Below are 13,754 nucleotides of genomic sequence, written 5' to 3' on the forward strand. Positions count from 1 at the left end.
AGAGTGCCCCGTGCGTTCTCACCTTCTGCCCATCCTAACCTGGCTCTTGGTTGGCGCGGCGCTCGGCGCGCTCCTGAGCCAACGCGATGACAACGCGGTCTCGCCGGTCCAGCTCGCGCTCGTTGCCGGCATCGTCGTTTTCTTTGTGGTGGTCACGCCTGGAAATTCCTCCGCGCGCGAGAATGCGCCGGACGCGAACGCGACTCGCTGGGATTCACTAATGCTCCTGGGCGCGTCGCTCGCGCTCGCCGGGTACGCGCAATATCTCTCCGCGAATCGTCCACAACTCTGGTACATCGCCTTATTGATTGACGGCGCGGCGATGCTCCTGTTTGTGCAGGTCATCCAGAAACGCGTAACCGACGACCCACAACCCGCGCGCGCGTCCTGGGTAGATTGGACATGGCGCTGGTTGAGCGCGCACCCACTTCGCAATGGTTTGCTTGGCGCGGCGGTCGTGTCCGGTATGCTGGAGGTTTCCCTCGCGGCGCAGACCGCGCCCGGCGAATCATTCACCGTGCCGGTCGCGTTGTGGCTTGCAAGCATGTTCTTGTTTGTCGGCGCGTTTATCCCCTGGGAAACCGCGCGCACTTGGCGCGTGCCTGGTCTCCGCGCGATAGACGCGGCGCTCAAACCTCATCTCGCGGAAATTTTGCTCGTCATCGCGTTGGTCGCGTTCGCATTTCTACTGCGCGGGTTCGATCTCGAAAACATCCCGATCAACCTGGGCGGCGATGAATCCGAGATGGGTCTGGAGGCGCGGCGCGTGCTCGCCGGCAAATTGACAAATCCATTCGCGACCGGGTGGTACTCGCACCCAACCCTGTTTTTCTTTTTGCAAAGTTGGATGATGCGCTGGTTTGGCGAAACGGTGGTGGGTCTGCGAATGCTGTCCGCGCTCCTCGGCACATTGACCGTCCTCGCCGCGTACTTGCTCGCGCGCCAATTGCACGGGCAAAGTTTCGCACTCGCCGTCGCGTTTCTGCTAAGTGTGTATCCGTACCACATTCAATTCTCGCGCATCGGCTTGAACAATATCGCCGATGCGTTCTGGACGACAACCGTTTTCTTCTTGACGATCCGCGCGATGATGACGCGGCGCATCGCCTATTTCGTCGCCGGCGGACTCGCGCTCGGCGTGAGTCAGTACTTTTATCACGGCGTGCGCCTCATTCCGGTGATGCTCGTGTTGTTCCTGGGTTACTGGTTGATCACCGAACGAAAAACCGCGCGACCGTACATCGCGCCGCTCGCGATTTTTTCTTTCGCCGCGTTGATCGCCGCGCTCCCGCTCATCGGGTACTATTTTCAGTTTCCCGCTGTGTTCACGGAACGTTATCAACAGATGGGAATCTTCCCTTCGGGCTGGTTGGAAAAATACGCGGCGGAAACCGGCTTCAGCCCACTCGTCGTGCTCGCGCAACGCACGGTCGAACGCTTTTCGCTTTTCAACTTTATCCCAGATTTGTCCGGATTTTACGCGCCCGGCACACCGCTTCTCGAAACGTTCAGCGCGATTCTATTTGTGTTCGGCTTGACCTACTCGCTCTATCACTGGAAAGAGCGCGCCCATTTGCTTTTTGTCTTGTGGTTTGTCTGCGGTGTCATCTTTGGCTCGGTGCTAATCGTGGACGAAGCTGGCAGCGCGCGCACGTTGACCTTGACCGTACCGATCATGTTCTTTTTAACTTGCGGGATATTCAAGTTAGCCGAAGCAATCACAACGCTTGCCGCACGACCGCGCTGGAGCAAGCCGCTCGCCGCGATCGCCATCGTTCTGCTCGCGTGTATCAATGTAAAATTTTATTATATTGATTACGTGCCCAAACGCACGTACGCCGGCTACATTGGTTGGACAAACACCGAGATGGCAAAATATCTTTTGCGGCAACCTGGCGAATTCAGGGCGTACTTTTTCGGTCCGCCGTACGATTATCTCAGTCATGCCACGATTGCGTACCTCGCGCCGAATTTGAACGGGCTGGATATTCTCGAACCGCTCGAGGACGAACCGGCTTTTGTTGACCATACGTACTCTGCCATCTTCCTGTTTCTGCCATTACGCGCCGAGGAATTCACGTGGGTGCAACAAGCATACCCGGACGGTGAGCGCACTGACTTTACGCAGCCGGACGGCACGCAACTTTTCTTTGCGTACTACGTGTCGTCGCCGTAACTCGAATAGGATAATTTGGGACGCGGATGAGCAAGGATGAACACGGATAATTATTTTCATCTGCGTTTATCCACGCGCACAGCGATCCGCGTCCTAATATCTCTCTTTTTTTGGACAAGAATTTCACTCGATAGATTCCGATCGTCCCAACACGCATTTTGAATTTTTGCGTCGCTTGGGTTATACTCTGCCCCGTGCCTTCACCCACTTTATCTTTTCGCCTGCCCTGGCGCGACCTCGCTATTTGCGGCGCAATCGTTTTGCTCGCCGCGTGTTTGCGTTTGTACGCGCTCGACGCGCTGCCGCCCGGGTTGCACTACGACGAAGCATTCAACGCGACGATGGCGCGCAACGTTCAACTCGGTATCGAGCGTCCGATCTTTTTCCGCGAAGACCTAACCGAAGAGCCGATGGCGATTTACCTCACCGCGCTCTCGTTCGCGATTTTCGGACCCAGCCCGTGGGCATTGCGATTGGTCTCGGCGCTTGCCGGGATCGCCGGCGTTGCCGCGCTCTATTTTCTCGCGCGCGCGTTCTTTGCTTCGCGTTGGTTCGCCGCGCTCGCGACGTTGATTCTCGCGATTCTGTACTGGCACATCAACTTTAGTCGGCTCGGCATGGAGCCGATTTTTACGCCGTTGATGGCGACGCTCGCGTTCGGATTTTTGTGGCGTGGGATTTACCCCCACCCCAACCCTCTCCCGTCGGCAAAAATCGCCGACAGGAAAGAGAGCAAATTCCCTCCCTTGCAAAGCGGCGCGCAAGCGGGGCTAGGGTGGGGGCTCGCCGGAATATTTCTCGCCGCGACACTGTACACGTACAAAGCCGGACTGTTCGTGCCGATTCTCGCCGCCGCGTTCCTTGTATCGCAAATCAGTTACGCTAGCGATTTTTTGGAGCGCCACTGGCGCGGCATTCTCATTTTCGGCGTCGTTGCGATTTTGGTGTACGCGCCGCTTGGGTTATACTTTGTCGCGCACCCGGACGAATTCTGGCAACGACCGCAATCCGTCGCCGCGACGGCGAGCATCTACGAGAACGCGGTCAAGGTCGCGGGGATGTTTTTCATCGCGGGCGACGACAACCCGCGCAGTAATTTGCCCGGTCGTCCCGCGCTCGATCCGTTTCTCGCGCTCGGATTCATCGTCGGGGTCATCGTCGCGCTTGCGCGATTTCGCCGCGAGCCGCACGCGCGCTTGCTCGTGCTGTGGCTTATCGTAATGAGTTTGCCGAGCGTGCTTACCGATTTCGCGCCGCACTTTGGACGCGATCTCGCGGTCACGCCGGCGATTGCGCTGACAACCGCGTACGGATTTGCATGGCTGTTCGACCGGAGCAAACGCATCCATTTACCAATTACCATTTACGCTTTACTGCTTACCCTGGGTCTCGCGTTCAGCACATTCAACACCGCGCGCGATTATTTTATCGTGTGGGGTTCGCGCACCGGGCATTATGATTCGTTCGACGTAGGACTGTACACACTCGCACAAAAACTCCGCGAGCAACCGCGCGACACGCGCGTCTATCTCACGCCGACCGAAGCCGAGCATTACACCGCGCGCTTTGCGCTTGACGGACGCGACGCGGAATTATTCGATGGACGCCGCGTGTTGGTTCTGCCGCCTGCCGGCACGCCTGTCGCGTATGGCATCATCACACGCCAGGACACGCGCACACGCGCGCGATTGAACGCGCTACTCGCAAATACACGCGTCGTCGAAACGATTTACGATTACACCGCGCAACCGTACGCGATCATTCTGCGCGGCGACAGCCCATCGTCCATCGCGCCGCAAAAAAAAGTGAACGCGCGCTTGGGCGACGCGGTCGAATTGATCGGATACGATCTCGCGCGTAACGGCGATCAACTCGCGTTGACGCTGTACTGGCGCAGTCGCGTCGAGACGCGCACCGATTGGACGGTGTTCGTTCAACTCATCGGGCAAATCAATCCGGGTGCAGGCTCGCCGGTGTGGGCGCAAGACGATAGCCAACCCGGGCGCGATACGTTTCCCACCTCGCGTTGGCGCACGGGCGAAATCATTATTGACGAGTACCGATTGACGCTCGCCGCGTTGCCGCGCGGAGACTATTACATCGAGATTGGAATGTACGATCTAAATACTGGCGCGCGTTTGCCCGTGCTAGATGCGAACGGCGCGCGAATGGAGAGTGAGAGTGTACAACTCGAACGACTATCGTTACCGTAACCTGACGACGCCGGCTAATTTCGCGCGGCGACGCTCACCGCCGCCGGCGTTTGTTATCCTGGCAGTGGCGGTGCTACTGGTTTGCTGTTTGTGTTCGGGGTTGGTGATCGGTTGGCAAATCAAAGACAGTGCCGTTAACCCGCTAGCCAAGCCCCAATCGGTTGGCACCGAAACCGCGCCGGCAAATCCGTTTCAAGGATTCTCTGGTTTGTTTGGAGGCGCACGCCCCACCCCCACTCTCGATAAAAACGCGCCCGTGCCTTTGCGCGCCGCCGGCGCAGGCGAAAATGGACTCGAACTTGCCGTGCTTGGCATGCAACGTCCACTCAAGACGGACGTGCCGGTAAAATTGCCGCCGAACGAACAGTTTGTTTTGGTAAGCGTGCAAATTACGAACACGCGGCGAACGGGACAACCCGTCACGGTGAACGGAACCGATTTCAAAATCAAAGGATTCGGCGGCGTCACGTATGATGCCAATCCCAAGACCGTGACGATTCCGCAAATTCTGAACAAACTCGATTTGCCAGCCGGCAGATCGTTGAGCGGCGAATTGATTTTCCAAATCGCGACGGACGACGGCGATTTGCGTTTGTATTGGACCTCCGGCAAGACAACGCGCGAGTTTTTGCTCGAGAAGCCGAAATGATTTTGCTCGTCGCCACGAGTGTGTGGTTGATCGCGTTGCTGATGACCTGGGCGCGCCGCGCGCGTAACGACGCGTGGCGCGATACGCTCGCCATCGGTGCGATCGGCGCGGCGACGGCTGGCTTTTTTTGGCGCGTACTGTTCGGCGACGCGTGGATGCCGGCGGGCGGCGGCGACCTCGCGCAATTTCTGTACCCCACGTACGCGTTTGCCGCCGAATGGTGGCGACACGGCGTGATTCCGTTGTGGAATCCTTACCTCTTCGGCGGAATGCCGTTCGTCGGCGACATCCAGTCCGGCGTTTTCTATCCGCTCAATCTCCTCACGTTTTTTCTGACGAATCCACTCACTTTTCGCGATATGGAATTTCTCTCGATTCTCCATTTCGCTATCGCGGGCGCGGGGATGTATGCGTTGTTGCGGTTTGGAAATTGTAAGTTGGAAATTGTAAGTTGGAAATTGGAGACTGCTTCTAACATCCAACTTCCAACATCTAATTTCCAACTCTCCCGCCTTGCCGCGCTCGCCGGCGCAATCGCGTTTGAGTTCAGCGATTTGTTCATCACGCATTTTGGAAATCTGAATTTGATCGCGGTCGTCGCGTGGATGCCGCTCGTGTTGTTGTTCTATCAGCGCGCGATCACCGACCGGCGTGCGTCGTTCGCCGCGATTGCCGGCATCATTCTCGCGATTGCCTTTTACGCGGGACACATCCAATCGTTCCTCACGATTCTCATCGCGCTCGCGGCGTTCGCGGTCTACTATACATTCTTTGACCGCCGACCGCAGATGGCAGACGGCGGTCGGTGGTCGGCGGTCGGTGGTCTCATCATCGTGGGACTCGTATCGTTCGGATTATCCGCGCCTGTTCTGTTTCCGGCGCTCGAAATGACGCAACACACGCTGCGCGCCGAATTTCCGTACGAACAAGCCGCACGATTTTCGCTGCCACCCGCGCAGTTGATCGGCTTGTTCGTCCCCGGTTTTTTCGGACGCGGACCACAAAACGCCTGGGGACCCTGGGATCGTGTCGAGGTTGGGTACATCGGTGTGCTGCCGATTGTGCTGGCGCTGCTCGCGCTGATTCTGCGCCGCGATGCGCCCACGCGATTTTTCGGCGCGCTCGCGTTGCTGGGGCTCGCGCTCGCACTCGGCGGCTACGCGATTCTGCACGGCTGGCTCTACCAGTTCGCCCCAGGTTTTGGGCAGTTGCGCGCGCCGGCGCGATTCATCGTCCTGTTCGATTTCGCGATTGCCACGCTCTGCGCGTTTGGTTTCGACGCGCTGTTGCGCGCGTTGCCGCGCGCGAGTGAACTCGCGTTCAAGCGCATCGTGCGCGCCGCGCCGTGGGCGTTTCTGCTCATCGCGTTGGCAACCGGCGCGAGCGCGTACACGATTCTGATCCTGGGTCAGGGACAGGACGCGGCGTTGTTCGCGCGGATGGCAAACGCGGTTAACGCGCTTGCATTCTTTTTGGTTTTGCTCGCGCTCGCGCTCGGACTCGTCCTCGCGCGCGCGACGCGATTCTTTCATCGCGTCGCGTGGGCGGCGCTCGCACTCGCGCTCATCTTTTTCGATTTGCTCTCGCTCGGCGCATACACCGACATCACGACCGACAATCCTGCGCGCGTGTACGAGCATCCCGATGCCGTCGCGTTTCTCAAGAGTGCGGGGCTGTATCGCATTGACCCGCGCGGCACCGGCGTGGATTCGCTCTGGACTGCCGACACGGCTTTGTTGTACAACCTGTTCGATGTCGGCGGCGACAATCCGCTCGTGCTCGCCGATTTTGACCGCTACTGGGAATCGCTCGGCAGTCGTTCGACGCGGCTGTACGATTTGCTCAACGTCAGGTACGTGATCGGGCGCAAGAACATTGCGCTCGACCGCGAAAAATTCCGGGTTGCATTCGACGGTGATCCTGCTGTGAATATCTACGAGAACACGCGCGTTCTCCCGCGTGCCTTTGTCGTCTTTGACGCACGCGTCGTGCCGGACAAGTCTGCGGCACTTGCCGCGATTCACGCGGAGGATTTCGAGCCGGCGCGAATGGTCGTGCTGGAGAAAGCAATGAACAGTGAACAGTCAACAGTGAACAGTCAACAGTCAACAGTGAACAGTGAACAGTCAGCGGTCAAAATAGTTGGTTACGGACCGAATGACATTGTGATGGAGATGAATACATCGAGCGCGGGCGTGCTCGTGTTGAGCGAGGTGTACTACCCAGGATGGCAAGCGTGGGTGGACGATCAGGCAACGCCGGTGTTGCGTGCGAATTACTTGTTTCGCGCGGTAGAATTGCCGGCAGGTGCACATCGCGTTCGGTTCAAGTACGCGCCGATGACGATCAATATCGGCGCGGGACTCGCGATGCTGACGGTTGGGTTGTTGATTGGCGCGGGGGTGTGGAGGAAATTACAACGGACAACTGCGGATTAAACGGATAAGAGTAATACAAGTCCCATCCGCTTGTCCGTTGTTGTCCGTTGTTATTTTTGTGCGAGCAACTCTTCCAACTTGGCGATGAACTCGCGCTCGGTCATGTACGAGCTATCGCGCGTGATCGGACCGAGTGCGTTGCCGCTCAAGGTGCCATCCTTGGCAACAAAGAATGTTTCGGGCACGCCTTTGATGCGATACAACGGATTAATCACGCCGCCCAGATCGGGTCCGTTGAGATAGGTGATGTCGAATTCTTTGAGATACGCGCGCGCGTTCGGCTCGACATCGTTGTAATCAATTCCGATGAACACGACGCCGCGATCTTTGTACTGCCGCCACGTCTTTTCGAGAAACGCCGCTTCGTCGCGGCACGGACCGCACCACGATGCCCAGAAATTGATGACGACAACCTTGCCGCGAAAATCGGACAATTTGACCGTTTTATCGTCGAACGTTTTGAGCGTGAAATCGGGGGCGGGTCCCGTGCCGGGTTGAACCGCGGAACGCTGGCGCAAACCGAATGCGAAAAAACCAATGACGCCGATCACAGTGGCAAACACGATATATTGACCCCAACGTGGCACGGTTAATACTCCTTCAATTCTTTTTCGATCCGGTCGGCGTATTCCTTGGGAATCACCGGCGCTTCGGGCGCAGCCGTCGCATCTTGACGACGCACGAGCCACTGGCGCACCGTGAACCACGCGACCGTCGCGCCCAGCACGATGCCGAGCGCCGGCAAGATGTACGCGATCCAGTTGAAACCTTCCGCCGGCGGCGCGCCTAGCACGCGCTCGCCGAACTGCGCGACAAAATAATCGCGAATATCTTTTTCGGACTTGCCCTTTTGCAGCATATCTTTGATCTGCGCGCGCCAGTCCGCACACGCTTGCGTGTTGCACACATCCAGCGGCGTGTTCGGACACACCGGGCAGTACAGCGTCTTGGCGATGCGATTCACCTCGTCGTCAATGCTCGGCGACTGCGCGCCCACCGATGCCACGCTCAGCCACGCGAACGCGACGAACAACACTGCCACCATCGCGAGATATATTTTCGATTTTGGATCCTTCGCTACGCTCAGGACCATGTCTCTGATTTTCGATCTCATCCACTCACCTCATCACTTGTTGCCACTCTGCAACTATCGCACTAACGCACTATCGCACTAACGCACTATCGCACTAACGAACCCCATCATACGCCCAGGGCACGTACGTTTGCCACCGCTGCACCAGATAGGGCTTTTGCTCGGCGAACGCTTGCGCCTGGGCTTGAATCGCTTGCTCCACCGCGTCGAGCTTGCCGCCGGTATCCCGCAAGATCGCCGCCGTGCGCGCATAGTACAGCGGCAATAACGCGGCGACCACTTTATCCGGATCGCTCTCGCCTTTGTTGTACACGACCGCGAAATCAAAGACGACGCGCGACCAGAGTTCGGCGGAGAAATTCATCGCGCCGCGGGGCTTGTTCGCGAGTTCGTTCACCTCGGTGAAATTGCTCGGCGACATGATGCTCCGCCACAAACGTCGAAAGCGCCGCGCGCCGGAACTGAACGCGTCGGAAAGCATGTTCAGCGTGATCGCGGCGGTGAGGCGCGGTTGGTCCGCGGCGATGCCGTTGCCGTGAAACGGCGCAAGGCGTTGCGGACGCGTGCCCTCTGCCCAACGTCGCCGATAAATATCCATCATTCGAAACAGCGTGCCCACCGATTGCACGAAACCTGGGTCGAACGACGTGGCGGCTTCGCGATTGTCTTCGATCTTGGTGCCGAGCCGCACCTGGCACATCTTGATATTTTCATTGATCGCGATCGTCGTGAGCCAGATGTCAATGCCATGCCGCGCCACGTCGGTTTCCCACACGTCGCGATCAAAGATGCGCCCCGCTAGTTCGCCCGAGACGGCGAAATCGCCGCCCATCGGTTGGCGCACGTCCACGCCGTACAGCATCCGCGTCAACGGATACGCGAGAATGTCGGTGACCGCGCCTTCGACGAGCGGACGTGCGTACGTCGGCACGACGTACGCGTAATCGCCCTTCAGAATCGGCTCGCACAGTTTGGGAATCCATTCGCGCGTGATCGTCACCAAATCGGCTTCGAGTACAATGCACACCTGGGCTTTGAGCGCGCGCGTCATTTCGAAAATCGCGCGTACGGCGCTCCCTTTGCCCTGGATGCCTTGATACGTCGTGACGATGCGCCGAACAGCGACCGGCAAAACCTGGGCAGCGGCGATGTGCGGCGTCTCATCCGACGAACCGCCGTCCACCACCCCGATGACCGGGCGCAAGGTGGGATAAAAAGTCACCAACCCTTCCGCCGCGCGCTCCATCACCAAGCCAATCGTGTTCGCGTTCTTGTAACTAGGAATCCCTACGACGATATCTGCGCTACCAATTTCCGCCAGACGTCTCTGTCCATCTGTCCGCAGTGAAGTCTCATACATCGTTATGCTCTCTCCGCCACATCACTTGCCCGCCGTGGCGATATTCCGCGCGGCTTCTTCCGCTGTGATTTGTCCTTTCCACACAGCCGGGATCACCGCGCGCCACACCTCCGCGGACTTGGCATACGCCGACGCGGTCGGCATGAATGCGGCGCGCTCCAATTGCTCGCGTAAGAACGCGGCATAGTCCGGCGGCTCGACGGCTAACGCCAACGTACCACGATGCGCCGGCAAACGTCGCGCCGCGCGCAGCCAAGTCGCCAACCGGTCGCTTTGAATGAGCCAACGAATAAAGCGCGTGGCGATCGCTTGGCGCGCCGGTTCACGCGCCGTAATCCCCAGACCCCAGCCCACCACCAGCGCCGCGCCGCGTCCATCGCGCGTGGGCAAGGGCGCGAACGTCGCGTTCGGTACCTGCGCCCGCTCCGTCATGTAACGCGACGCGGACACGTGCGCCATCGCGACCTGACCTTGGGCAAACGGCAACCAGGTTTCTTCCACGCTCTTCAAACCGAGCGCCGTGTCGGGAATCGCTCCCACATCATGTCCGCGTTTGAAAAAATCGAGCACCAGCGCGGTTGCCGCCGGATCGAACGCGACCGGACTTGCCTTCGTGTCCATTGTCGTGAGCGCGCTGTATTGCAACAGAAACGCGTCATCACTCGCGATCGGCATCAACCACGTTTGCTTTTGCCTCAATACATCATCCCAGGTTCGCGGCGGCTTGGGCACGAGCGTCTTGTCGTAGACGAGGTGCTGCACATCCACCGCCAACGGCGCCAGCATCCAGCGTCCATTCAACTGCGCGGCTTGCTTGGCAAAGGGAAACAATCCATCGCGCCAATCCGCCGGCATCCACTCGTCGAACGCTTGCAACACATCTACCGCTTGGGACGCTTCCGCCAAATCCAGCGCGACCACATCGGGCATCCGCGCCGGAATCACCGCGTTCGTCGTCAGCAAAAAATCAAGGATGCCGCCTTTGCCGTATGGCTTTTTGAAAACGATGTCAATTTGAACGTTCGGATTTGCCGCGAGGAACGCATCCACTTGCTCTTTGAACACGCGTCCCGCCGGCGACGCGCCCGGCGCTAGGTCTTCGGTCGTCCAGAAGACCAGCACCACGCCATCGCCCGTCGGCGTCGGCGTGCGTGCGAGAGGTACTGTGGGCGCAACCGTCGCGGTTCGCGTTGGCGCGGGCGTGACGCTAAACGTCGGCGCGGCGGTGTTCGTCGCGCGCGCGGGCGTCAGCACACGCGCGTCAGGTGTTAAACTCGCGCACGCGGTTGCGAGCATCAACGCGAGCAAACAAATAATTCCACGCGCCGCGAGTTGTCCTCTCAGATTCATTCCGTGATTGACTCTCTTGCGCTTATTATAGCACAAGCCGTTTGGATTTGCATTTTTTTACCTTTTCGACTAGAATCCGCCGGGAGTGGTGAGCAAGCCCCTCCGAAATTATTTCGCTCAGGAGATTCCTAATGGAACTCGCTCAACTCATCCGCAGTATTCCCGATTTTCCCATCCCCGGCATCCTCTTCCGCGACATTACCACCCTCATTCGCGACGGCGAGGCGCTGCAAGAAACGATTGACACGATGGTCGAGCATTATCGCGATACCGACCTCGACGCGATTGCCGCCATCGAAGCGCGCGGGTGGATCTTTGGTTCGCCGCTCGCGTACGAATTAGGCGCGGGTTTCGTGCCGATTCGCAAGCCGAGCAAACTGCCCGCCGAAAAAATCGCGATCACCTACTCGCTCGAGTACGGCACCAACACACTCGAAATGCACAAGGACGCAATCGAACCTGGCACACGCGTGTTGATCGTGGACGATTTGCTCGCGACCGGTGGCTCGGCGAAGGCGGCGATTCAACTCGTCGAAAAACTCGGCGGCAAAGTCGTCGGACTCGCGTTCCTCATCGAACTCGTTGACCTGAAAGGACGCGATAAACTCAAAGGGTACGATGTGTACTCGATGATTCAGTACGAAGGCGCATAAAAAAAACAGACCCTTTGGAGAAAATCCAAAGGGTTTCCTGTTTTACCCGTATCCACTTTCCCATTCGCACGTCACACTCTTTAGGCAAGATGGCGACCTCCGAACGCGACCTGTTGCAACGCGCGCGCACGTTTGATCCGCAAGCGTTGGGCGAGATCTATGATCGCTACAGCCCGGCGTTATTTCGTTATGCCGTCCGCTTGCTCGGCAACGCCGATGCCGCCGAAGAATGCGTCGCCGAATCGTTCAGCCGATTTTTGGTCGCGTTGCGCGGCGGCGGCGGTCCGCGCGAGTACATGCAGGCGTACTTGTATCGCGTCGCGCATAACTGGATCACCGACCGCTGGCGACGCGCCCCGCCGCCCGCGCTTCCACTCGACCAGGTCACGTTGGACGACGCCACCGATTTCACATCCGCCGTCGCCGACCGCGTGGCACAAGCCCAGGTGCGCGCCGCGTTACAGTGCTTGACGGAAGAGCAACGCCAGGTTGTCGTGCTGAAATTTATCGAAGGACTAGAGAACGACGAAATTGCCGCGTCGTTGAACAAACCGATCGGCGCGGTCAAGTCACTGCAACATCGCGCGCTGGCGGCGCTGCGCCGCATCCTGCTTCACGAACAAGACGATGAACAACCCTGCTGATCCACGCGATTCGCGCCTGCTTGCGCGGCTCGCCGCACTCAAGGACACGCCGGCGCGCGATCCGAACGCCGCCACGCACGGGCGCGAACAATTCCTCGCGCAAGCGCGCGCGCTCCAGCCGACCGTGCCACGCGCGCGGCTTGGTCTCTTGCCGCGCCTGGCATTCGCGTTCAGCATCGTCCTCGTCTTGCTCATCATTACGACCGGCGCGACGGTCTACGCCGCGCAAGACGCCTTGCCGAACGACGCGCTCTATCCAGTGAAATTGTGGAGCGAAGACGCGCGGCTCGCGTGGACGAACGAGCCGGACGCGCGCGCGACTATTTTGCTCAACTTTGCCGACCGACGCGCCGCCGAAATTTCGGCGATCAGCGCGAGCGGCGGTGCGGTCTCCGATCAAACGCTTGCGCGCATGCAAACCCAGATCGAGGATGCGTTGAACGCGTCGGCAAACCTGGACAACGCGCAACTCGCGCGTCAACTCGAACTGCAACAACAACGCGTCCAGGCATGGACGCGCACGCTCGAACAAGCCGAAACGAACGCGCCCGCGTCCACCGCGCCGATCTTGCAGCGCACGCGCGGCATGTTGGAGGAACGCCGCGCGTTGATCGAAACCGGTTTGCAGAATCCCGCCGCGTTTCGCACGCGCGTCATCGAACGCGCGCAAACACCGCTCCCGCCGCCGACCGCGTGGCACGCGCCAATCCCCTCCGCGACCTTCACACGATTGCCGCGTCCAACGGACATTCCACACACCGCGTCGCCGCGCCCCATCGAACCGCCACCGACATTTGCGCCGACGCCACAACCGATGCCGACGGCACCAAGCATCATCATCGCAACGCCGCCGATTTTGCAAACTCGGTTGGCAACTCCACCGCGTCTCGGCACACCCGGCGCGGTGATGACCGAGTTCGCGACTCGCTTCGCTACGCCCGGCGCGATGATGACCGAATTCGCGACTCGCTTCGCTACGCCGATAAATATCCCGCCGGGATTTACACCGCCGCCAGGGTTCACACCACCTGCGCCGCCGGGTTTCACACCCCCCGCGCCGAACCCGGGCAGTCCACCCCCCAAACCGCCGCCGGGTTTCACACCCCCCGCGCCACCGCCGCCGCCACCCGCGACGAAACCGCCATCGAATTTCGCGACGCCGCGGAGATAGAAACGAC

The 13,754-nt window shown here is 59.3% G+C and carries 11 protein-coding genes; 7 read left to right on the plus strand and 4 right to left on the minus strand.

The window, feature by feature from the left end; translation table 11 throughout:
• Positions 1-10: 10 nt before the first annotated feature.
• From HY868_08850 to HY868_08865, 4 genes are all read left to right on the plus strand, one after another.
• On the plus strand, positions 11-2,176 hold the full coding sequence (locus HY868_08850) for a glycosyltransferase family 39 protein (GenBank protein ID MBI5302232.1): 2,166 nt from the start codon (positions 11-13) through the stop codon (positions 2,174-2,176).
• 194 nt (positions 2,177-2,370) lie between these two features.
• The gene (locus tag HY868_08855) at positions 2,371-4,389 is read left to right on the plus strand and encodes a glycosyltransferase family 39 protein (protein MBI5302233.1); all 2,019 of its coding nucleotides are present in this window, start codon (positions 2,371-2,373) and stop codon (positions 4,387-4,389) included.
• Positions 4,358-5,038, plus strand: a complete 681-nt coding sequence (locus HY868_08860) for a DUF4352 domain-containing protein (GenBank protein ID MBI5302234.1) — start codon at positions 4,358-4,360, stop codon at positions 5,036-5,038. Before HY868_08855 ends, HY868_08860 begins: the two co-directional genes overlap by 32 nt.
• Entirely contained in the window at positions 5,035-7,476 is a 2,442-nt protein-coding gene (locus HY868_08865; protein ID MBI5302235.1) for a YfhO family protein, read from the plus strand. Before HY868_08860 ends, HY868_08865 begins: the two co-directional genes overlap by 4 nt.
• 50 nt (positions 7,477-7,526) lie before the next feature.
• Here the strand turns inward: HY868_08865 and HY868_08870 are convergent, their stop codons facing one another.
• From HY868_08870 to HY868_08885, 4 genes are all read right to left on the minus strand, one after another.
• Positions 7,527-8,063 (minus strand): TlpA family protein disulfide reductase, encoded by a 537-nt coding sequence (locus HY868_08870; protein ID MBI5302236.1) that lies wholly within the window; start codon positions 8,061-8,063, stop codon positions 7,527-7,529.
• Between the two features lie 2 nt (positions 8,064-8,065).
• On the minus strand, positions 8,066-8,590 hold the full coding sequence (locus HY868_08875; GenBank protein MBI5302237.1) for a cytochrome c-type biogenesis protein CcmH: 525 nt from the start codon (positions 8,588-8,590) through the stop codon (positions 8,066-8,068).
• A gap of 73 nt (positions 8,591-8,663) precedes the next feature.
• On the minus strand, positions 8,664-9,929 hold the full coding sequence (locus HY868_08880; protein ID MBI5302238.1) for a glycosyltransferase: 1,266 nt from the start codon (positions 9,927-9,929) through the stop codon (positions 8,664-8,666).
• A gap of 21 nt (positions 9,930-9,950) precedes the next feature.
• Positions 9,951-11,279 (minus strand): extracellular solute-binding protein, encoded by a 1,329-nt coding sequence (locus HY868_08885; GenBank protein ID MBI5302239.1) that lies wholly within the window; start codon positions 11,277-11,279, stop codon positions 9,951-9,953.
• Between the two features lie 131 nt (positions 11,280-11,410).
• Here HY868_08885 and HY868_08890 point away from each other — a divergent pair, with 131 nt between their 5' ends.
• The 3 genes from HY868_08890 (at position 11,411) to HY868_08900 (ending at position 13,747) form a co-directional block, all read left to right on the plus strand.
• On the plus strand, positions 11,411-11,932 hold the full coding sequence (locus HY868_08890; GenBank protein ID MBI5302240.1) for an adenine phosphoribosyltransferase: 522 nt from the start codon (positions 11,411-11,413) through the stop codon (positions 11,930-11,932).
• Between the two features lie 89 nt (positions 11,933-12,021).
• Positions 12,022-12,576 (plus strand): RNA polymerase sigma factor, encoded by a 555-nt coding sequence (locus tag HY868_08895; protein MBI5302241.1) that lies wholly within the window; start codon positions 12,022-12,024, stop codon positions 12,574-12,576.
• Positions 12,560-13,747, plus strand: coding sequence for a hypothetical protein (locus HY868_08900; protein ID MBI5302242.1), 1,188 nt, complete (start codon positions 12,560-12,562; stop codon positions 13,745-13,747). Before HY868_08895 ends, HY868_08900 begins: the two co-directional genes overlap by 17 nt.
• Positions 13,748-13,754: the final 7 nt, after the last annotated feature.

Source organism: Chloroflexota bacterium, from assembly GCA_016219275.1.
GTDB lineage: Bacteria > Chloroflexota > Anaerolineae > UBA4142 > UBA4142 > JACRBM01.